Genomic DNA, 22,011 nt, shown 5'->3' on the forward strand with positions numbered 1-22,011 from the left:
CAAAAATGGGCTGTTTCTGTGTGTATTTTTATATGACATTTAATATTATTCATAATTATGATTATCCAAAACTCTCTGAACATATCTATACATCTTAAAGAAGTCTCACGTGAACTATGGCAATTTTTTGGTTCCTATGAATCTTGGATAAATGATCCAGCCAAGTGCAAGGATATACAGAGGAGGATTTCCCACTTTAACCAGACTCATTCAGACAACTCAGACCATATTTGTGATGTTATCCAAGCCTTATCAAAAGGATTTTATCTGATGAAATCTGGCTTAGAATGGGAGGAGCCTGCTGTTGGTCATAACTCAGATGACAAACCCAATGATACACATAAAGCACGTGGTATTCAGTGGCGACTTGTGATGACTTGGGGTGGATTTGAAACAATTATAAAAACATTGTTACTGACAACAGATAAAGGAGGTTTAAATACAAAAAGTATTAAAGATTTCACTGATCAATGCGATTTAGCAAACAACTATAATCCATTAAATCCACCGAATCCAACAAGGATAAATCTTGAAAGATGGCTTAATAAAGATCCATCAATTGAAGGGAAGAGCGCACTTGCAGATTTTCTCAGTCTTGGAAATGGGGATCAAAAAATCATCGAACATTGGATAGTTAAATCTCAACCTGTTTCTAACTGGGTTGAGGCTGTAAGACTCGCTAAAGCACTGCGGAATGCAACTGCTCATGGCGCTCTTTCAGCAACTAAAGTTAAGCAATGGGGACTCGAAAAGCCACTCCTAACTTTATCAGATAATCTGGCAGAAATTGTTGTGGCTGGAATGCAAAAGCTAATATAGCTATAGACTCGAAGTCAGGCATTTAGTGTTGGGTATGGAGAAGTCTTTTACTGCTGTATTTGAAAAGATAGATGATTGGTATATCCTCTACGTCCAGGAGTTTCCCACACTTATTGCACCCCACCTATTAATCCCCTCCTCGCTTGCGGGGAGGGGAGACAAAGCGTAGCTTTGGCGGGGTGGGGTTCTTCGGGTTTAATAAGCAATCAAGCGGACATGATATCACACGTTTCCCTTAGAGAATTTCCAACAAATAAATTATCCAAGATTGTAGTGTCCTGACATACTTAACGAATTCTCCCACCCACCTACTTAATTGTATCGACTGACGATAACTAATAACTATTTGACTAATAATCTTGTTCCACGCCACCTACGACTGGTCTAATTTCAGAAAATGGATCAGTGCCACCACCCCAGTTAAAATCACTAATTCGGATGCTGAAACCGCCTAACTCCAGCACCGGATTGTAACGCAAGGTGATCCCATAGGTGCGGCGGCTATATTCTAAAATGTAGTCCGTGCTAGTTTCTCTACCAGTATCCAAGTTAACAGATGTTTGAAAGCCTAAGCGAAAAGGGCCGTAGATTTGCTGTGATATCCCAGCACTCAACACTTTGTTATCAACGGAGCGATCAAACAAAAAGGGTGATAATCCGTTGTTTAAACCTTGAGAGTAACTAATATTAAAGGCAGTATAGTCGAAAAAAGGTCGAGAAAAATGACCAATTTGACCTTGTAAGCCAATTGTAGCAGTTAGGATACTTTGGTTATCACCATTGGTGTAATAACTGCTAGTGCCTGTAAGTCTAGCGATCGCCTGCAAGTAAGGAACTACAGGGGTAGCTGTGTATCTTAACCCCTCACTGGCAGTGGGTGGTAATGGTGTTCCCTGCCAGAGTAATATCCCTTTACTGAGTTCAGCACTGCCTTGTAAACGACCTAGTGAAATGCGATCGTTTTCCCGCACCGGCTCTAGTAAGTCTTGGCGATCGGTGTTGGCATTGATATATCGAGCGCTTGCTTGATAGGTGAGGTTGATGCCACTCTTGCCTAAAGGAATCACGGGAGAGGTAACAATACCGCCAAGACTGCTCTGGACAGTTTGAAAGCCAAGGGTACCATTGTAAAAGCGAGTGCGGTAGCTATATTCCAGATCCAAAATGTGAGGAAGGGAAGTCCCTAATATCTGGCGCAATCCTAACCTCGCTCGCAAATTCTCTTCTACCTTGTTCAAGTCAAAACTAGTTAACTCTCCAGTCCCCTCAACTACTGCTCGTGGACTCAAAACAGAATTTATCTTTGTTTTCACACCAAACAGTGCGCCTAAGTCACCCGTGCCTTCTTGCACAGCTCTCTGTATTAGCAACTGGGGCGTGATTGTCCAGCGTGTTTGCTCTGTATCGATCACTGGAAAGCCACGCTCAATATACAAACCACCCCGATCTTCTCCATCATAGCCGGGGGAAACTATTGCAGGTGTAACGTCCCGTTCCCGGCGGTCAATAGTCCGTTCATTCACCGGAATTGGCAAGGAGACTCTTTGATCCAATACCAAACGCTGCCCCTGTGTCCTGATGCGGTCTACCAAGGGTGTCTCTCGCGTCAGAGTTACTGTATCGGCGCGTAACTCTAATTCTGGCGGCGAAAAAGGATCATTGGTGATGCGGACATCTCTTGCTTGCCAGCCTTGCGGATAAAAGTCAATGTTTTCAGCTTCAAACCTGAGCCGATTGACTACACCCCCTGTTTTTGGTGACGGGATGTTGGTAGCATTTGCCTGACCACCAATTGTCACATCAATTCCTCCAGGGCTGCTCACACCGGAAACGGGCTGATTGGCTCTAATGCGATCGCTGGGCGGACGTTTCGGAACTCCACCAGCAGTTATACCCGTGGGTGAGAAAGCAAAATCTGTTTGGGCTGAGGGTACGTAAATTTCTCCTCTACCATTTAGCAGTTCCCCATTATCTTGAACAAAGTTATAAGTAAAGCGTTGTCCGCGCAGTACCTGATCGCCCCGTGTTAAAGTTACGTTGCCTTCTCCGGCAGCAATCAAATTGTCTAAATTGACTTGCAAGCGATCGGCATCCACCACCGCCCCATCAAACCGCACAATTACATTGCCAACAGCTGTAATAATTCGCCGTTGCTCGTCATACTCTTGCCGGTCTGAAGTGACTTCTACAATTCTCGGCTGGACTGGTGGTGTGGTAGTGGGCGCTTGCGGTTGATTAGTGGTGTCTACCTCTGGTGTAGGCGTTGGTGCTTGAGTTGGTTGTTGAACTTGGGATTGGAATTCTACAGTGATGGGTGCTGAGAGTTGGTTTGTTGGGTTACGAGACTTGAATTTTATAAAATTTTGTACTGATTGAGAATTCGATGCAAGATCAGCAGCAGATACAGAGATATTATCTGTTCCTGAAGATTGTGGTGCAGTAATACCACTTTGCTGTTTTTGCTGGGTTAATTTCTCAGCTAAAATTCCCGCCTTTGATTCGACTAACTTGTTGCTATTTCCGACACTTGGGACAATTTGAAGAGGACGTAAAGATTGAGCGAATTGGGGACTTGGGGAAACTCTATAGCTAAAGCTACCATCCAAAAAGGTTGGTTTTTCTCTACTAGAGTTTGAATTTGGCGATCGCTCTTTGAGTTTTTGAGAAGGTTCACCTTTTGCGGCTACAGAGGAAGCCTCTGCTCCAACTTTTCTTAGCAACGCAGTAGCTTCTCGTTCCGTCTTCCGTTTGCGTAACGCTGCTCTTAGAAGAATTTCTGAGCGCTCAACGCCGATGCTCGCACTTGTCTTTGTCTCTTCTTTATCTTGGCGGTTAGAGGTTTTAACCTCCTGCGTAGGATAGCCAACAATCAGCGATTTTCCCAAAATTGCAGCATTTCCAGAGCTAATTATGGGCGAAACTTCTGGCGGATGGGGTACAGAGGGGATTTTGGCAACTACCAAGTCATCCTGAGTTGAGTTTTTCAAACTTGGCAATGGCGGATCACTCTTGGTGTCACCCGCAATTACCGATTGAGGCAAATCCTTGGGCTGCTTGGATTTGTCTATCTTTTCCTGTATTCCAGTCTCTACAACTGAAAGAAACTTTGGATAACTAGCAGATGAGGCGTGATTTACAGGTTGTAAAGATTCGAGGATAGGAGGCGGATCGGGCGGCAGAACTGGATGAAGCATATTTGAGCATAATCGGGCTAACAAACAGCCAAATGACGGACGGAAGGATGAATATACATTTTGCCTTCCGACTGTCGCCTTCTGCTACCGGTAGCAAGCCACTTGGAGGAGGAAACTTACTAGGCGAAAGTTTAGTAAGTTTCCGTGGCATTTAGTATCTTCCGCCTTCTAATGTCGCGGATGATTTATCGCTCTTTTACTCTAAGTCCCGACGGCCGGGGTTACGAGCTGGATCGTTTGACAAAAATCCGAAGACAAAGATAGTTACGAAGAAGGCAACAACAATATAAACAGCGATTTTTAAAGTCACCATAGAAATATCTCCAAGGGGTAAGACAAAGAAAGCTTTTCTTTCAGGATCTGCCATGCAGAAAAGATAGCTCCTTTATATTACCCAAATCTCGTCCCTTTTTGAGAGGACTCTGGAGACTGGGGTTACTCTTGTGACGCTAACTGACGGCAAAGGTTTCCCAAAAAGGTAACAGGGGAGATATTTACTATGCTCTATGCCCCATGCCCTATTTCTCAGTTTGAACTTTTACTAGGTCTTTACCAATTCGGTTTTTGATTACTCGTGCAGGTATGCCTACAGCAACGGAGAAAGGGGGAATATCTCTATTGACAACTGCTCCCGCACCAATAACACTGCCTTTGCCGATAGTAACGCCATCTAATACTGTTACTCCATGCCCTAGCCAACAGTCATCTTCAATCACAATTCCCTCACGAGTAACACCTTGGTATTTAATCGGCTTCATCGGATCGGCAAAATTATGATTATTAGCATATATCCCTGAATGGGCGGCTATTAAGCAGTGTTTACCAATTTTAATGTCTCCTGGTCCCTCAATACACACATTTGGAGCAATAAAGGTGTCTTCATCAATATGTATACACGTATTGTCCAAAGATCCTATATCAACGTTACGCTCAATAGCAACTCTATTTCCTAGATGAATTCTATTATTTTTGTGTCCTCTAGCATCCATCCGCACACCCTTGAAAATATATACTCCGCTGCCTATCTCAATACAGCAACTACCGTTAAATTCAACACCATTTTGAATATAGACTGGGCTGCCTATCTGGGCAAAAATACTACGATATCCCAAATTACGCAACTTTGGCCCCAGAAGAAGGGCAGGAATATCACCTAACATAGTGGTTACTAAAAGTTCTTGCACGCGCTGCAATTTTGAAAAATATTGCTTGTTATGCATAGCTACATATCTCTTCAATTAATTGTTGTTGACAGGATTGATGTGTTGTGGTTTTATCCTAAGCTTCAGTAAATACCAACAAATTTTGTATTTATTGACACATAAATTAAGAGGGTAGTGTTACCGAAATTTACCCATATTTTTTAGATGGTTTTCCAAATGTTGAAAAACCAGAGCCTAGCTTTAGCTATGTGAGCAATTCTTTAATTTAGGTGCGATAGAACTGCTCAATTGATATGCACAATTGCGTTAGGTTTCTGGAAGCTTTTGTACCAGTCACAGCACGTAAAAGTTTTGCTTCTGTTCACCAGATTAATTAACACAATCTCAATGCATTGCGTGGTTAAACCCCAGACTATTAAATTGTCTGATGGTAAAATTTGCTGGGTTAGATAGGCTACTGTTTTGGTTATCGGGCAAATTTGCAAAGTTTGTTACGTAAATATGGATAAAATTGTTTACTTTGAGGCTAATTTGTCTCAAACGGTTTTAGCCTTTTAAAACAATTCGGTTCCACAAGCTCTTTTGCAACAAAAAATACATTTAACTAGACTATATTCAAAGATCAGATAAAATTTTTGCCTAGCATAAAAATGTAATTATTGTTAAATTTTTATGGGTCTTATTGCCTAAATAAAATCTAATTAGGGTGGATTATCCCCCACATCAGCCATCACATTGAAGTTAACCATCGGTGCAAACAAGTAAGCGCTTCCCCGACTGCTATGACGGCTTTCTTGCAACGAATTTCTAGAGTATGCTGCTCCAATCATGTTGCACACGGATGATTTACAGACTAACAAATTCACGTTTATAATTACATAAATTGCTTTTAATAACAATTGTTTTTAACGATAACACATTTTATTTTAAGTGGAACACTATTATTAAATAAGTTGATTTTCAAGTTAATTGTTGATGATAATAATAAAAATCAGTTAACTTTTTTACTAAAGCGATGCCTACGGCGGGCAAAGTCTACGCTACTCTGAAATATTTTTATACACTTAGAGAAAATTATTGAAAAAGGTAAGTTTAAAAATGCTTTAAGCGGTTAATTGCTATTTATGTCTATATTTCTACGGTTGCTTGTTGAAGTAATGCTATCATTAGGTGTTCAAGTCAGAATGATATCTACTATACTTATGACGCTCTCTTCGTTAAAAAGCTAAAAATTTCCTTCTTATTTATTACTTGTATCTAAAAATTTGTAAATCACCCATTCGGGTGAGCCAAGCGGGTGATGCGTGCTTGGCACTACTCATTATAAATTTTATTGAAAGAAGACTAAAAATTAACTTAGTTTCCAGGAGAAGTCCAAAAAATAATATTAAATGCCTACATTGAGGTATCGGTTTTAACTCACATACTTGGTTCTAATTATGGCTTTAATTAAAGAAATTGTCCAAGAAGCTCTAACTACCGGCTATCTGAGTGTTGTAGCCGAAGATCAACTGCGATCGCAACTTCAAAGTAATTATGACTCAGAAGACCTAGATGCCTGGATCATTTTACAGCGATCTATTGTGGCGGGTGATGTCAAACAAGAATCACGCCGAAAAAAAGCTTCCCCCTCTCCTAAAGCCAAGGACACTTCATCTAGTATCAAACTTGCTTATCAAATGGCAGCGGAGATTGCTTATGCAGCAGCTGTAGCTTTGTCAATGACAAAAAATACCAAAGATCAGCCTTCACTAGGCGCGTAAAATAACACCGTTGCAAGTTATTTCCTTGCATTAGCACCAAAAAATTTATACCAAGTAGTTAGCGTAGGCGTAGCCTGCAGCAGGCATCGCTTTTCTTAGTTAACTGCTTGGTATTATTTTTACATGATCCTTCCTATTTAGGCGATGTCTACGACTACAAGACGCTGTGCGTAGCTTGCTTCCCCGTAGGGGTACGCTATCGGCTTCGCATCACCTTAAGCTAACCTTAACCGAAGAATTATAGCTAAGTCTTTTTTCTTATACTGCCTCTATGCTATGGCACTTTTATTAAAAAATAATTAAATTATTAACTTTTTATTGATGCAGTTATAAGGAATGTTCCCCCTCAGCCAAGACCTTATAATTGATCCCCGCAATGAATTCTAAAATAAATATAAATTATTCGTTCAGAGCTATAATTTTTTTAAGTGATACATGGCACTAAATGATTAAATTTTAATATACCAAGTATATGGCTAAGGCTAAGGCATAGAATTAGAAACACCTTGGTGTAAACTTTAGCAACGAGGTTAAAAATAATTCTCAATGCTTAACAAAGTCATCGCTTTGTCACAAATTACTGTATAAAGAATTGGCAACATTGGTAAAGAGAGTAAACAATAACCATAGTTAAACTTGGAGTTTTGCCAACTTATGCAGCCAATTCGCACATTTAATGTATCCCCTTCATTACCGCCGCGACTCGAACCACTACGGCGGCTGGCATATAACTTGCACTGGGATTGGAACGTTGAAACTAAAGATTTATTTCGTCGCTTAGACCCTGACCTCTGGGAGTCTAGCCATCATAACCCAGTGTTAATGTTAGGAACAATCTCTCAATCGCGGCTTCTAGAAGTTGTCGAAGATGAAGGCTTCTTAGCACAAATGGATCGATCTGACCGTCAATTAGACGATTATTTGCAAGAGCGGACTTGGTATCAGAAACAACGAGAGCAGAAACCAAAAGAATGCTACGCCTATTTTTCGGCGGAATTTGGACTAGTAGATTGTTTGCCCGTCTATTCTGGGGGCTTGGGTGTTCTGGCGGGGGATCATCTCAAATCTGCTAGTGACTTGGGGCTACCGCTTGTGGGTGTAGGTTTGCTGTATCAGCAAGGTTATTTTGCCCAGTATCTTAATGCTGATGGCTGGCAGCAAGAACGCTACCTGCTCAACGATTTCTACAATATGCCCTTGCATCTAGAGCGCAATCCCGATGGTTCAGAACTGCGGATTGCGGTAGATTATCCAGGGCGCAAGGTATATGCCAGAGTTTGGCGTGTACAGGTAGGAATGGTTCCCCTGTATCTGATGGATACCAATATTGAACCCAACAACACTTACGACCAGGACATCACAGATCAGCTCTACGGTGGCGACATCGATATGCGTATCCACCAGGAAATCATGCTGGGGATCGGTGGTGTGCAAATGCTTAAAGCCTTGGGGCTGAAAGTCACAGCTTATCACATGAATGAAGGTCACGCCGCCTTCTCTGCTCTAGAACGCATCCGTTTGCTGATTCAGGAGGAAGGACTGAATTATCCCCAAGCTAAACAGGTAGTGGCTTCCAGTAATATCTTTACTACCCACACACCAGTACCGGCAGGGATTGACTTGTTCGCTCCCGAAAAAATGCTGTATTACCTGGGGTACTATGCAGAGATATTTGGGTTGCCCAAAGAGCAATTTTTAGGACTTGGGCGCGAGAATACAGGCGATTTATCAGGGCCTTTCAGTATGGCGGTGCTGGCGCTGAAAATGGCAACGTTTTCTAACGGTGTAGCACAGCTGCATGGTGTGGTGTCGCGGCAAATGTTCCAGGGCTTGTGGCAGAAAGTACCAGTAGAGGAAGTACCAATTGCCGCAATTACCAACGGTGTCCATGCTCGGAGTTGTGTTGCGAAATCAACTCAAGAGTTGTATGATCGCTACCTCGGGCCAAATTGGTCATCAGCACCACCAGATAGCCCATTGTGGGAACGGATGGACGCTATACCCGATGAAGAGTTATGGCGTAATCACGAACGTTGCCGTTTAGACATGATTTTGTATGTGCGGGAGCATTTGGTCAAGCATTTAACTGATCGCGGCGCTTCTGTCTCCGAAATTGTCCAAGCCCAAGAAGTTTTAGATCCCTACGCTTTCACTATTGGTTTTGCCCGTCGGTTTGCCACCTACAAACGCGCCACCCTCTGGATGCGTGATTTGGAAAGGATTAAGCGGCTTTTGCTGGCTAACAAAGACCGGAAAGTGCAATTCGTGATTGCTGGTAAGGCACATCCCAAGGATATCCCTGGTAAAGAACTCATCCGCGAGATCAATCATTTTATCCGCGAACAAAATTTAGAAAAACAGGTAGTATTTGTTCCCAATTACGACATTCACATATCTCGGTTGATGGTTGCGGGTTGCGATATCTGGTTAAACACACCGCGTCGCCCACGGGAAGCCTCTGGTACCAGTGGCATGAAAGCAGCCATGAATGGATTGCCAAATTTAAGCGTACTAGATGGCTGGTGGGATGAAGCTGATTATGTCCGCACAGGTTGGGCGATTGGACATGGAGAGAATTACGACGATCCTAACTACCAAGATGAAGTAGAAGCAAATGCTCTCTATGAATTGTTAGAGAAGGAAGTTGTACCTTTATTTTATGAACATCGTGATAGTGATGGTTTACCCCGTCCGTGGGTTGCCAAAATGAAGGATGCAATTCGGTTGAATTGTCCATTCTTTAATACAGCGCGAATGGTGGGAGAATATGCACAAAGGGCTTATTTCCCAGCCAGCGATCGCTATCATACCCTGACTGTTGATAACTATGCCCCAGCTAAAGAATTAGCTGCTTGGAAAGAAAAACTAAGCGAACACTGGTTCAACATCAGAATCAAAGATGTTGATGTATCGGCAGCTTCAGACATTGAGGTTAACCAAACCGTTGCCGTCAAAGCCAAGGTTGACTTGGCAACTTTGACCAATGATGATGTGCAGGTGGAGTTATATCAAGGTGCGATCGATGCCAATGGTGATATTGTCAACGCTGTGCCAGTGGTGATGGATTATCAAGGTGAAGATGGACAGCAATTGAGCATTTACACGGGTAATATCACTTATACTGCTTCTGGTTTGCAAGGCTTGTCTTTGCGTGTATTGCCAAAAAATCCACACCTGGCTAATCCCTATGAACCAAGGTTGATTGCTTGGGCAGAGTAAGAGTGCTGAGTAGTTATTAAATACTCAAGATTAGGCGTTGCTGATTTAAGTTTAGCAACGCCTTTTATTGTTCAATGCAGTTACGCCCCGAAAATAATTACATTCTTTGGGGGATGATAATGTAGCCAGTGGTGCGATCGCCTAATACTAAATTACGTTGTTCTCCCCAATACCACCAGTATGCAGCAACGTAAGCGCAAATTAAGCTATCTAGTTTATCTTCAGTTGCTTTGAGGGCTGCGCCTGTGGTGGGGATTTCAGAAGGAAACGTAGACGCACCAGTGGCTTGCCGTAGGCTACCGCAGAGGCGCAGAGGGCGCAGAGGAGGAGAAAGAGAGGGGAGGATATTGAGAAGATAATTTTGGAGTTTGATTAGTTCTAGGCGGCGCTGACTGAGTGTTCCTTTTTTGTATTTGAGGATGCGTTCTAAGTTGAATAGGTTAACGATTGCTGGGTGGGGAAAGACTTCTATTTGATATCGGCTGAGTTTTTGCGGTTCAATGGTGGGGGCGTGGGCAAAGCCGCGTGATTCTAATTCTAAGCCAAAGTTGATGGTGCGATCAGCGAAGGGTAGGTTTTGATTAGCTGGATAGCATCCTGCATGATATTTACCGAAGTATTTGTGACTGAGTTTATCGGGGAGGCGGCTTCCGGTAGCGTTGGGTATGAGGGTAGGCGCATCTACGGCGATGATGGCTGGTTCGTCTTGTTGTACAATTTGATCAATCCAGGTGAGGATGTCTGCAATGGCTTCTTTACGGTCTAGATCAAGTAGTTGAAGTTGTTCATCTATCCATTCTAAACAGCATAGTCCACTTGGTTGAGATTTCCAGCCTAAATCAATGCCAATAAATTTCATGGTTATAACACGAATTTGCGATTATTTTCGCATTTTGCAGCAACGATTTACCTAAATTTACTTGCTAAAAATCGTGAAAAATAATCTTATAATCTTAAACAGCTTGTCTTAATTTATTTGACTTGGCAATAAATTAATCAAGATTATTCTAATGAAAATCTTATTTTTACATCCCAATTTTCCCTCGCAATTTCGCAACCTAGCAATAGTTTTAGGTAAAGATCCTAATCATAAAGTCGTCTTTGGAACAAATCGTCCTGAAGGGGAAATACCTGGCGTTTACAAAGCTATTTACGCTCCTTCTCGTGAAGCGGCTCCCCAAACTCACCATTACGTTCGCAGCCTAGAAAATGCTGTTCTCACCGCGCAAGCTGTCTATCGCGTGGCAGAAAAATTGAAAGCTGAGGGTTTCGTTCCAGATATAGTTTATGGTCATTCTGGTTGGGGGCCGACTTTATTTATGAAAGATATTTTCCCCAAAGCAGAATTATTATGTTACTTTGAGTGGTTTTACCATGCTCACGGTTCGGATGCGGATTTTGATCCCAATGAACCATTGAATGCTGATGATGAATGCCGCATCCGCGTGAAAAATGCGCCAATTTTGACTGATTTATATAGCTGCGATCGCGGTCTTTCTCCGACGAATTGGCAACGTCAACAATTTCCCAAAGAATATCATAGCAAACTCACTGTAATTCATGATGGTGTTGATACCAAATATTTTGTTCCCAAACCAGGTGCAAAGTTAGTTTTACCAAGAATAAATCTTGATCTTTCCCATGTAGAAGAGTTAGTAACTTATGTGGGACGGGGGATGGAACCTTATAGAGGTTTTCCGCAGTTTATGGAAGCAGTGGCACTAATTCAGCAGCGAAGACCCAAGTGCCATGTGGTAGTTGTGGGAGAAGATCGGGTGGCTTATGGCAAGAATCTCCCTGATGGTCAGACTTATAAAAAATTAATGCTAGAAAAACTAAAATCATCTTTAGATTTATCGAGGCTGCACTTTACAGATAGGCTTCCTTACAATGAGTATCTTCAAGTTTTACAAGCTTCTTCTGCTCATATTTATTTAACTCGTCCTTTTGTTTTATCTTGGTCAATGTTAGAAGTCATGGCAGCAGGATGTTTACTAATAGCTTCTAAGACTCCGCCAGTATTAGAAGTTATACAGGATGGAGTAAATGGACTGTTGGTAGATTTCTTTTCTCCTCAAAATGTTGCTAATCGGGTTGAAGAGGCGCTAAATAATCCTCAAGAGATGCAAGCAATTCGTGCAAATGCGCGAGAGACAATTTTGAAGCGTTATGATTTAGCGAAACTGTTACCACAGCATTTGCAATGGATGTTCGCTGGTAAAAGTTCTGAAAGTTTGAAAAAGCGCTCAGTTTCTAAAGGATTTGGCAAAAATTAGATGAGATTAGTCATTAGTCATTAGTCATTAGTTACAACTAACAAAGGGTAAATCACAGAAAAATATAAAAGCGATATTTAAAATGCGGATTCTTTTTACTATTGCCCATTTTTTCAAACCTAACAGTGAGGGTCGTCATGCTTCTCAACGCAAAGACCCACAACCCCGTTTGCAGGCGTTAACTAAAAGCATTACCGCTTTACACCAATTATTTGGTAAATCTCAAAGTATCATCAACATTGCTCAACGGCTAGCTTTCCCTGCTAACCAGCCTCAGTCACACGAACTAGATATTGTTATTTGTACAACCAAAGATAATCATCTTCTGAATCAACTTCTTTTGCCATCTCATTTATATAAGCATCATTCTACTAATGTAGAACCTCTGCTTTTGGGATTTGAGTGCCAAGTTGTTCTGCAAAGCTGTCTCGATAAGTATGATTATTATTGCTTTCTTGAAGATGACCTAATTATTTATGATCCTTGGTTTTTTATCAAATTAAACTGGTTTACTCAACAAGCGGGTGACTTAAACTTGCTCCAGCCAAATCGTTATGAAGTTTCCCCCCACGGTTTGGTTCACAAAGCTTACATTGATGGGGATTTGGCTTTGCGAGTAACTGCTCCCTTTCAAAATGTGCAGGAGCAACCGGAACTCAAGGGTACAATTATGAATGCACCAATTACCTTTCGTCGTGCCCTCAATCCTCACGCAGGTTGCTATTTTTTAAATGCAAATCAGATGGCTCATTGGGCTAATCAACCTTATTTTCTTGATCGAGATATTAGCTTTGTTGGGCCTTTAGAAAGTGCTGCCACTTTGGGAATTATGAAGACATTTAAAATTTACAAAACCTCACCGGAACAAGCAAGCTTTTTGGAGATTCAGCACTCTGGAACAGGGTTTCTGGGGCTAATTGGAGGACAAGTTGGTTTGGCAGAAAAGGGAAATTGAATTTTAGGATTTGCTGAGAAAGATTACTGCGATCGCTATCTTGAAAAAACAAAAGGTAGGGAATTAAAATGTTCTCTATAGAGTGAGCAATTCCTATCCAATCCTGTTAATTTCTAAATCTATAAATAAAATTTTTGTCTAAAATTTGAATCTAAGTATTTGGATATAAATAATATGGCAGTCGAAAACAATTGAATGATTCCAACAGTAATTTTGAATATTTTGATAAAATAACACATATCTGGAGGTAAGATTATGACCCAAGCCTTGCCGAAATTACTCACCTTCAATGAATTTATCGAATGGTATCCCAACGATGGTAAACGCTATGAATTGCACAGGGGAGTAATTGTTGAAATGCCACCCCCAACCGGATCACATGAAAAAGTTGTAGGATTTATAGCCCGTAAGTTAACTGTCGAGTTTGATCGGCTGAACCTTCCCTACACTATACCCAAAACCGCATTAGTCAAAACTCCTTCTGCTGAATCTACTTATTCGCCTGATGTGTTGCTGCTAAATCTTGATAATCTCGACAATGAGCCGCTTTTTCAAAAAGAGTCAACAGTAAGCCAAGCAGCATCGGTTCCAATAGTTATTGAAGTTGTTTCCACTAACTGGCGAGATGATTACTACAATAAACTTAGGGATTATGAAGAAATGGGCATTCCTGAATATTGGATTGCTGATTATGCTGCATTGGGTGCAAGAAAGTTCATAGGCAATCCCAAACAACCCACTATTTTTATATGCGAATTAGTTGATGGTGAATATCAAATGACACCGTTTCAAGGCAACACCGCAATTTCATCACCTACCTTTCCTCAATTAAATTTAACTGCACAACAGATTTTTGATGCAGCTAACTAACCCACATCCTGCTATAATTCATTATTAATCTGCACCAAAATCCCTTCTAACCGCCCATTAAAAGCTTTATTTAATTGATACTATATTTGACAATTGCTGACAATGTGACACATCGTCCGTAGACTGATAGTCCGTAAACACTCACAATCGGCACTATGAATGAATCGAAACCAAAGATTCTTAGTGCTTTAGGTTATCTTATAAGGCAACATAGAACAGAACTGGGAATTTCTCAAGAAGAACTAGGATCACGCGCTAACTTAGACCGCACGTATATATCTGGTGTGGAACGCGGAGTTAGAAATCCTTCACTCACTGCTCTTGTAGGCCTTGCAGGTGGTTTGGGCATAAGTATTTCCCTTCTTCTTGAAAATCTGGAAATCGAAGCTGATAGAATACAATGAGCAACACAAAAAATCTAGTAGAGGCAATTCAGTCTCAGTTTAAAAAAGGCTCTACTAAACTACAAGTCTTTAAACTTTTATCAGATCAAAAATGGCATTGTAGGGAGTGTGAAGGAAAAAATATAGGTTCAAATCAGTATGCTGGTGGTGGAGGTATACAAGGATTAGAACGCGGAACTAGGAGCCGTCCTGGTCTAGTAATTGAAACAAAAAGAGATTACTGTCCTAATTGCCAACAGATGCGATTAGGAGATCGATGGATAGGAGAAATAAAATCAGCTAATTCTGCATCTAATATACCAGCTTCTTTAGTTCTAAGAATTCTCCAAGTTTATTCATATACAGATGTAATAGAACAGAGACAAAGAGAGAGGCATGAGTTAGTAATTGATCATAGATTTCCAATGGAGCGTTGGGGTGAAAGTGAGCCACCACATCTTACCTCTATGAGCGAAACAGAAATTAAGAAAAAGTTTCAATTACTCAAGAAAGATTCATCTGGTAATCACAATCTTTTAAAATCAAGAAGTTGTGAACGCTGTATAAAAAATGGCAACCGAGGTACACCTTTTGGAATTCGGTTTTGGTATCAAGGAGGTGAAGATTGGCCTTCCATACATCAACGAGGTGCTGAAGCTGAGGAAGGCTGCATAGGATGTGGCTGGTATAACTTTGATATCTGGCGTAATGCTCTTAATCAAAAACTAGCCCAGCCTGCTCAGGATAATTAGCATGAACTTTATTTTTAGCATTTAGAGCAATATCAGTTAGATAAGGAATAAGTGCGTAGCCAATACACTCTGCTAGACGTGGTGGTACAGCATTTCCAATTTGCCACATAGCTTTTTTCATAGAACCTTCAAAAAGAAATGAATCTGGAAATGTCTGTAATCTTGCCATTTCACGAGCGGAAATAACACGGTTGAGATAAGGATGAATATGAGTACCACCGTGGTTCTCTTTAACAGTCATACTTGGTTTACCAGAATATTGCCGTTTGAAAGCATCAACGTATTTTGTATATAATGAACCACCTGGAGGTACTTTAGCAATTCGCTCCATATACTCAGGTGAATGTTTAGTCCACTGATGGTTTATCTCTGGTATTGGGGTATATGCTGGTAAATCAGAAATAGCCGATTCAATAGGTTTGTATTCTTCGGGTAATAACTGAGGCTTGGGATAGGGATTTGGCATTCCAAATCTATTAGCTATAAAGATAGCTCTTGGTCGAATTTGTGGCACTCCATAGGCAGCAGATTCAAGAATTGCAATGGATATATTAGGATAACCAATAGATTCAAAAGCTTCAATAATTGCTTTTTTTACATCTCCGTTTTGTATAGTCAGAATGCCTGGAACGTTTTCCATAACAACATACCAAGGACGTATTTCTGAGACAACACGCACAAATTCATAAAATAAACGATTGCGGGGATCTTTATGATCACGTTTTCCTGCTACCGAGAAACCCTGACATGGCGGCCCGCCTATCACAAGATTTACTTCAGGTAAGCCGATTTGTTGTAGCCAATTACGGGAATCAAACTGTTCGATATCTCCGCAAAAGTGATGACATTGTGGAAAGTTTTTTTTATGGGTAGCAGAAGCGATGGGGTTAATTTCAACGCTAGCTAAGGGTTTAAATCCAGCTTGAACTAGTCCTTGTGTTATGCCTCCTGCTCCACAAAACAGATCCATAAAGGTGTAATTAGATGGTGGATTTGTTACAGAATCAACATCAATGAATATTTTGTATGGATCGGAGTCATTTTGATCTAGTTCTCGTTTAATACGTTCATAACGTCCTAATTTAGGTTTTTTTTGCTTTATAGTAGAGTGATTTTCCTCGTTAGGAAAAAAAGAAAGTTGGGTTCCTTGCATTTTTCGTTTGATATTGATGTCTGCTTCTGTGTGACATATGGCCTACGATATATCAAACATGGCACAGTTTTTGCAGAAACCCACATAAGCTCAACGTCAAACAAGTTTTAAGATTTAGGTTGTGTACTCCACGAAGTTTAAATCCGCTATATTGCTGCTAAACTTCTTTTAAATTATGACTAATGGTTTTTCAACAGAGGTAGGCGCGGTTAGCGGATCAAAGCCTAACTGCTCAGTAATGCGTTCTCTGGCTAAAAGGCGGTACTCCCAAAAATGCTCGCCAGCAGCACATAAACCTAAATACATATTCAGGAATTGGGGCTTCGTGCGGAGAATAGCCCAAAGCTGTTGCCAAAATTGACCCCGAATTTCTTGCCGTTGCCAACCTTGTCGCCAGAGCAAGTGTGCCAGTAGCCGCAGTCCTTTGCCAGGAGGAAAATACATTGTCTGTTGTAGTTGGGGATTAGGTGTAATCTTGAGGCACTGTTCAAAACAACGTTGGAGATAGTTTTTGGGTTCGTACATTCTCCAAATTGCCTCTAAATATTCTTTAGCAACTTCAGTCATCGACCGGGTAGGAACAAAATTCATTAAGGAATTCTGATCCCCCACCTCCAAAATTCCAAATTCTTCTAATAATCGCTCCTCTTTTTTTAGTCTTTCCCAGAGGGCAGTATTGGGAAGGGCTTGCAGTATACCTAGCATTGGTTGAGGAATGCTGGTTTCTTCAATAAAAGCTTGAATTCGCTCCCCAGCGCCAGTTTTTTCTCCATCAAAACCAATGATAAATCCTGCATAGATTAACAATCCAGCTTGATTGATGGTACGACAGGCTTCTAATAGGGGATTGCGGGTATTCTGAAACTTGCGAGTGACTTGCAGACTGTCTTGATCTGGTGTTTCAATACCCAAAAAGACTGCGTAGAACCCAGCTTTAACCATTAGTTCTAATAGCTCAGTATCTTCTGCAAGATTGACGGAAGCTTCAGTCATGAAAGTAAAGGGATAATTGCGTTCCTGCATCCAGGGAATTAATTCTTGTAAGAGGCGTTTCACATTGCGTTTATTGCCAATGAAGTTATCATCCACTACGAATAAAGATCCGCGCCAGCCTAAGTCATAGAGAGTTTGGAGTTCTGCTAGGGTTTGACTTGGTTCTTTGGTACGTGGTTTGCGACCGTATAGATTGATGATGTCACAGAATTCGCATTCAAAAGGACAACCGCGAGAAAACTGGATTGCCATCATTAAGTAATCATCTCGTTTGAGTAAATCAAAGCGAGGGATGGGGCTTTGGGTTACGTCTGGTTTTTCAAGGGCGCGGAAAATTCCTTGTTTTTCACCTTTAGCGATCGCTTCTAAAAATTGCGGAACTGTAATCTCCCCTTCATCTAAAATCAAATAGTTAGCTCCTGCTTTTTGTGCAGGTTCTGGTACTGAGGTTGGATAAGGGCCACCTACAGCAACTTTTTTCCCCAGCTGCGCTGCTTTGTGAATTTGGGCGAGAAAGTCTTCTTTCTGTGCAAGCATGGCAGAAAGAATTACGATGTCGCACCATTGCCAATCTGCATCGGTTTCTTGATTAACATTGCGGTCATAAAACCGAACTTCCCAGTCTGTTGGTAGCATAGCAGCAACAGTCAGAATTCCTAGCGGTGGAATAGATGCTTTAAGTCCCGCTATCTTCATGAATTCGTCGTAAGACCAAAACGTTTTAGGAAAGCGGGGGTAAAGTAAGAGTACCTTCATTGCTGTAGTCCTCTAATTAAATTTTGGTTGGAAGATTTTTTACTTTTGTTAAATCTGTCTGTTGGAGGCTTATTGCAGAGATGATGCTAATAGCCCACTAGTCTGAGCCAAAGAATTAACTCATAATTCCGAGGTTACTGCTACTTACTCTGAAAAAAATTTAAATTTTGTCTATTTTTGTAATCAAAAGTACATAAACTGCTTTAATGAAGAGAAAAAGCTTTAGTTATAGCGTTTTGCAGTTTAGTCTTTCTATTATTGTGTTATGTAAACGCAACCTTTCACAATGCCATTGCATCGGCTAACAATGCGATTGCATTGACTAACAATGCCATTGCATCAACTAACAATGCCATTGCATCGACTAACAATGCCATTGCATCGACTAACAATGCCATTGCATCAATTAACAATGCCATTGCATCAATTAACAATGCCATTGCAGCGACTTTTTATTTTACAACGTACTACAGTCAAGCTTTAGAGGATGTTTGAAAAGTTTTCTTCTCGGTAACAAAACATTCTAGATTCCCCTAAATCCCCCGATAAATTAGGGGACTTTGATTCCGCTTCCCCCCTTTTTAAGGCTTGATTGGGCGGATCAGTTAGTGCCTAAAATCACAGTCAACCACTTTTCAAACAACCTCTTACAATATCCACCCTAAAACCTGGATTTCTCACAAGTAATAAATCCAAGAAGTGTGGGCGTATGGGAGGAAACAGAATTATGCTTTCGTAGCTTCTCACACTTCCCACCCTATGCGTGATAAATTCGGGTAAAAGCTGTCTTACCACACAAACTTGTCGTTTTCCTTTCTGAAGAATCGGAGTTAAGTTAAAATCTCTCATTCCACAACGGCGAGTTGACCTGGAAAATGTCAAAATTAAATGAGTTTTGCGTAGGTGCAAGCGACTTGTCGCCAGACATCGCCACTTTACTAGCGCGGATTTGAGATAACTAAGTTGAAATTTATGGGCAAGCAACGTGTTCTTTCTGGAGTTCAACCAACCGGCAATTACCATCTAGGTAACTATTTGGGAGCCATTCGCAACTGGGTAGAAGGTCAGAGCGAATACGAAAATTACCTCTTTGTAGCTGATTTGCACGCGATTACAGTGCCACACGACCCAAAACAGTTGGCAGCTGATACCTACACTCTTGCTGCTCTCTATCTAGCTTGTGGTCTTGATTTAAATCACTCCACTATCTTTGTACAATCACACGTTTCGGCCCACAGTGAACTCACCTGGTTGCTCAACTGCATTACACCTCTTAACTGGCTGCAAGATATGATCCAGTTCAAGGAAAAGGCTGTTAAACAGGCAGAAAATGTGAGTGCAGGCTTATTAGATTACCCTGTGCTGATGGCAGCTGATATTTTGCTTTACCAAGCGGATAAAGTGCCAGTGGGTGAAGACCAAAAGCAACACTTGGAATTGACACGGGATATTGCAGCTCGGTTAAACCACCAATTTGGTAAACCAGATCAGCCAGTTCTGAAGTTACCAGACCCTTTGATTCGTAAAGAAGGAGCAAGGGTGATGAGTTTAGCGGACGGTACACGCAAAATGTCGAAATCCGATCCTTCGGAGTTAAGCCGAATCAGTTTGCTAGATTCACCAGAACAAATTCAATACAAGATTAAGCGTTGCAAAACTGATCCCATTCGTGGGCTGACTTTCGACGATCCAACGCGTCCAGAGTGTAATAATTTGTTAACCTTGTATACATTGCTGTCTGGAAAGAAAAAGGAAGATGTAGCCGTTGAATGTCAGGATATGGGTTGGGGGCAATTCAAGCCATTGTTGACGGACACGATAATTGAATCCCTGAAACCAATTCAAGAAAAATATCAGACAATAACTGAAGACAAAGGCTATTTGGAGTCTGTGTTGCGGGATGGAGGAGAAAAAGCTAGGGCGATCGCAAATCAAACTTTATCACAAGTAAAAACCGCTTTAGGTTACTCGCTTCCTCTATAGGTTTTCACTTTTCGGTGTGATTTGCTATACCATTTAATAAATGGAAATTCTTAATTTTATGCATCACACCCATAGCCCCACAGCCTTCCAGAGAGCTGTACAAGCAGGTGAATTTCTAGTTACTGCCGAGGTAGCACCCCCAAAAGGGGGAGATCCAGCGCACATGATTCAAATGGCGGCGACTCTTAAGGGAAGGGTTCATGCTGTCAATGTTACCGATGGTAGCCGCGCAGTATTACGGATGTCTTCGTTAATGGCCTCGGTTATTTTGTCACAAAACGGTATAGAGCCGATTTGTCAAATTGCTTGCCGCGATCGCAACCGCATTGGTTTACAAGCTGATTTAATGGGCGCTCATGCCTTGGGCATAAATAATATTTTAGCTTTGACTGGCGATCCCGTAAAAGCAGGTGATCATCCAGATGCCAAAGCAGTGTTTGACTTGGAAGCTGTGCGACTGCTGCAACTGATCCGGAAAATGAATCAAGGCGTTGATTGCAACGAAAAACCTTTGACCGATGGAGCGTTAGATTTATTTGTTGGTGCAGCAGTAGATCCGCAATGTAAAAGTTGGTCGGGTTTGCAAAGTCGATTTGAACGCAAAATCGAAGCAGGAGCGCAGTTTTTTCAAAGTCAGTTGATTACCGATTTTGAGCGGCTAGAAAAGTTTATGGATACCATTGCTTCTGGCTATAAAAAACCGGTTTTGGCAGGGATTTTTCTATTGAAATCGGCAAAAAATGCCCAGTTTATTAATAGATGTGTTCCGGGTGTAAATATTCCCCAACATATTATTGATAGATTGGCAAAAGCCAAAGATCCTTTTGAGGAAGGGATGAAAATTGCAGCCGAACAAGTGCAAATAGCACGGCAATTATGTCAAGGTGTCCATATGATGGCCGTGAAGCGAGAAGATGCGATCGCGCCAATTTTAGATTTAGCTGGGGTTGCTCCAGTTAATCAGTTGGTATCCAAGTAAATAAGATAACAAATCTTTTCTTACAGCAGATGGGAACAAACATCTGCTTTTTTAATGCTGCAATCAGCCATTAAGCTGTCATTAAGCTGTTACACACTTAACTTGAACATTTACATGAAGGCTAATGATCGATGACTGATAACAGTTAACAGTTAACAACCGTAAACAGTTTTTATACAATTTAGGCGCGCATCAGCTTAACTATTGGCTTCCAAGGGGCGTTGAAGGCAAAGCTCGAAACATTAATTTTCTAATTTTATTTAAATATTAGAAGCGCGATCGCCTCTTGTATGTCTAGCTTTACTAAACCAGAAGCGATCGCAGTTAAAAACCTGGGTTACATCTTACCGTGTTGCAACACTTGTTGTAGATGTTGGCGAATCTCTTGCGCGTGTTCAATATCAGACTGCCGCAATTTTTGGAACAATTCTACACAAGGCTGAGAACCTACTTGTTCTGCATCTTTGATGTAGGTATCGTAAGCTTTAATGGCTTCAGCCTTGTTGTGCAAAACGGTGACAAAATCGTATTCCAAGTTGCTAATGGGTTCTTGAGATTGTCCGTTACCTGTATTTGTAGCCATTGCTTGACCTCTTTTAGGATTTCTAATTAACTTTATACTCATCCTTAAAGAGCGATTCATCTTCCAAAAAGAGTATATTTCAATACGTCGGAAGTACCTTGCGAGTGGCGTAGCCCGTCGTAGAAATCGCCTCACAATTACCTCAGCATTATTCAATCTCATTTTTTCGT

Annotated in this window: 19 protein-coding genes; 10 read left to right on the forward strand and 9 right to left on the reverse strand. The window is 41.2% G+C overall.

The annotated features are described in order from the left end of the window. Window positions 1–57 precede the first annotated feature (57 nt). Complete coding sequence (locus tag H6G96_RS08960) at window positions 58–819, forward strand: hypothetical protein (RefSeq protein ID WP_190911131.1); 762 nt, start codon at window positions 58–60, stop codon at window positions 817–819. A gap of 350 nt (window positions 820–1,169) precedes the next feature. Here the strand turns inward: H6G96_RS08960 and H6G96_RS08965 are convergent, their stop codons facing one another. From H6G96_RS08965 to H6G96_RS42315, 4 genes are all read right to left on the reverse strand, one after another. After that, window positions 1,170–4,013 carry a DUF3769 domain-containing protein gene (locus H6G96_RS08965; RefSeq protein ID WP_190911132.1) on the reverse strand — a complete coding sequence of 948 codons (2,844 nt, stop codon included), beginning with the start codon at window positions 4,011–4,013 and terminating at the stop codon, window positions 1,170–1,172. Between the two features lie 196 nt (window positions 4,014–4,209). Then, window positions 4,210–4,326, reverse strand: a complete 117-nt coding sequence (locus tag H6G96_RS08970) for a photosystem II reaction center protein I (protein WP_190730213.1) — start codon at window positions 4,324–4,326, stop codon at window positions 4,210–4,212. A gap of 205 nt (window positions 4,327–4,531) precedes the next feature. Continuing rightward, entirely contained in the window at window positions 4,532–5,233 is a 702-nt protein-coding gene (locus H6G96_RS08975) for an acyltransferase (RefSeq protein WP_190911133.1), read from the reverse strand. Window positions 5,234–5,877: 644 nt separating this feature from the next. Beyond that, window positions 5,878–6,006, reverse strand: a complete 129-nt coding sequence (locus H6G96_RS42315; RefSeq protein WP_256091202.1) for a hypothetical protein — start codon at window positions 6,004–6,006, stop codon at window positions 5,878–5,880. A gap of 609 nt (window positions 6,007–6,615) precedes the next feature. Here H6G96_RS42315 and H6G96_RS08980 point away from each other — a divergent pair. Then, window positions 6,616–6,939 (forward strand): hypothetical protein, encoded by a 324-nt coding sequence (locus tag H6G96_RS08980; protein ID WP_190911134.1) that lies wholly within the window; start codon window positions 6,616–6,618, stop codon window positions 6,937–6,939. Between the two features lie 654 nt (window positions 6,940–7,593). Further along, window positions 7,594–10,158 carry an alpha-glucan family phosphorylase gene (glgP, locus tag H6G96_RS08985; protein ID WP_190911135.1) on the forward strand — a complete coding sequence of 855 codons (2,565 nt, stop codon included), beginning with the start codon at window positions 7,594–7,596 and terminating at the stop codon, window positions 10,156–10,158. A gap of 97 nt (window positions 10,159–10,255) precedes the next feature. On the opposite strand, the gene H6G96_RS08990 is transcribed toward glgP, so the two are convergent. Continuing rightward, on the reverse strand, window positions 10,256–11,017 hold the full coding sequence (locus H6G96_RS08990) for a DUF429 domain-containing protein (protein ID WP_190911136.1): 762 nt from the start codon (window positions 11,015–11,017) through the stop codon (window positions 10,256–10,258). 151 nt (window positions 11,018–11,168) lie between these two features. Between H6G96_RS08990 and H6G96_RS08995 the strand changes: the two genes are divergently transcribed. From H6G96_RS08995 to H6G96_RS09015, 5 genes are all read left to right on the forward strand, one after another. Continuing rightward, window positions 11,169–12,434, forward strand: a complete 1,266-nt coding sequence (locus H6G96_RS08995) for a glycosyltransferase family 4 protein (protein ID WP_190911137.1) — start codon at window positions 11,169–11,171, stop codon at window positions 12,432–12,434. An 82-nt stretch (window positions 12,435–12,516) separates the two neighbouring features. After that, complete coding sequence (locus H6G96_RS09000; protein WP_190911138.1) at window positions 12,517–13,389, forward strand: calcium-binding protein; 873 nt, start codon at window positions 12,517–12,519, stop codon at window positions 13,387–13,389. 255 nt (window positions 13,390–13,644) lie between these two features. After that, window positions 13,645–14,259: a Uma2 family endonuclease gene (locus tag H6G96_RS09005; RefSeq protein ID WP_190911139.1), complete on the forward strand. Its 615-nt coding sequence runs from the start codon at window positions 13,645–13,647 to the stop codon at window positions 14,257–14,259. Window positions 14,260–14,414: 155 nt separating this feature from the next. Beyond that, window positions 14,415–14,663, forward strand: a complete 249-nt coding sequence (locus tag H6G96_RS09010) for a helix-turn-helix transcriptional regulator (protein ID WP_190911140.1) — start codon at window positions 14,415–14,417, stop codon at window positions 14,661–14,663. Continuing rightward, window positions 14,660–15,394, forward strand: a complete 735-nt coding sequence (locus H6G96_RS09015) for a restriction endonuclease (protein ID WP_190911141.1) — start codon at window positions 14,660–14,662, stop codon at window positions 15,392–15,394. Before H6G96_RS09010 ends, H6G96_RS09015 begins: the two co-directional genes overlap by 4 nt. Here H6G96_RS09015 and H6G96_RS09020 read toward each other — a convergent pair. The 3 genes from H6G96_RS09020 to H6G96_RS09030 form a co-directional block, all read right to left on the reverse strand. Further along, window positions 15,357–16,547, reverse strand: a complete 1,191-nt coding sequence (locus H6G96_RS09020; RefSeq protein ID WP_190911142.1) for a DNA cytosine methyltransferase — start codon at window positions 16,545–16,547, stop codon at window positions 15,357–15,359. The two genes, H6G96_RS09015 and H6G96_RS09020, sit on opposite strands and share 38 nt — an antisense overlap. Window positions 16,548–16,715: 168 nt before the next feature. After that, on the reverse strand, window positions 16,716–18,296 hold the full coding sequence (locus H6G96_RS09025) for a B12-binding domain-containing radical SAM protein (RefSeq protein ID WP_190911143.1): 1,581 nt from the start codon (window positions 18,294–18,296) through the stop codon (window positions 16,716–16,718). 281 nt (window positions 18,297–18,577) lie between these two features. Next, the gene (locus H6G96_RS09030; RefSeq protein ID WP_190911144.1) at window positions 18,578–18,736 is read right to left on the reverse strand and encodes a hypothetical protein; all 159 of its coding nucleotides are present in this window, start codon (window positions 18,734–18,736) and stop codon (window positions 18,578–18,580) included. A gap of 532 nt (window positions 18,737–19,268) precedes the next feature. Between H6G96_RS09030 and trpS the strand changes: the two genes are divergently transcribed. Then, on the forward strand, window positions 19,269–20,279 hold the full coding sequence (gene trpS / locus H6G96_RS09035) for a tryptophan--tRNA ligase (RefSeq protein WP_190911145.1): 1,011 nt from the start codon (window positions 19,269–19,271) through the stop codon (window positions 20,277–20,279). Between the two features lie 58 nt (window positions 20,280–20,337). Next, window positions 20,338–21,258: a methylenetetrahydrofolate reductase gene (locus tag H6G96_RS09040; RefSeq protein WP_190911291.1), complete on the forward strand. Its 921-nt coding sequence runs from the start codon at window positions 20,338–20,340 to the stop codon at window positions 21,256–21,258. 337 nt (window positions 21,259–21,595) lie between these two features. Here H6G96_RS09040 and H6G96_RS09045 read toward each other — a convergent pair whose 3' ends face one another. Then, the gene (locus H6G96_RS09045; RefSeq protein WP_190911146.1) at window positions 21,596–21,841 is read right to left on the reverse strand and encodes a hypothetical protein; all 246 of its coding nucleotides are present in this window, start codon (window positions 21,839–21,841) and stop codon (window positions 21,596–21,598) included. Between the last annotated feature and the right edge of the window lie 170 nt (window positions 21,842–22,011).

This window comes from Nostoc sp. FACHB-892, from assembly GCF_014698795.1.
In the GTDB taxonomy this organism is placed as follows: Bacteria; Cyanobacteriota; Cyanobacteriia; order Cyanobacteriales; family Nostocaceae; genus Nostoc.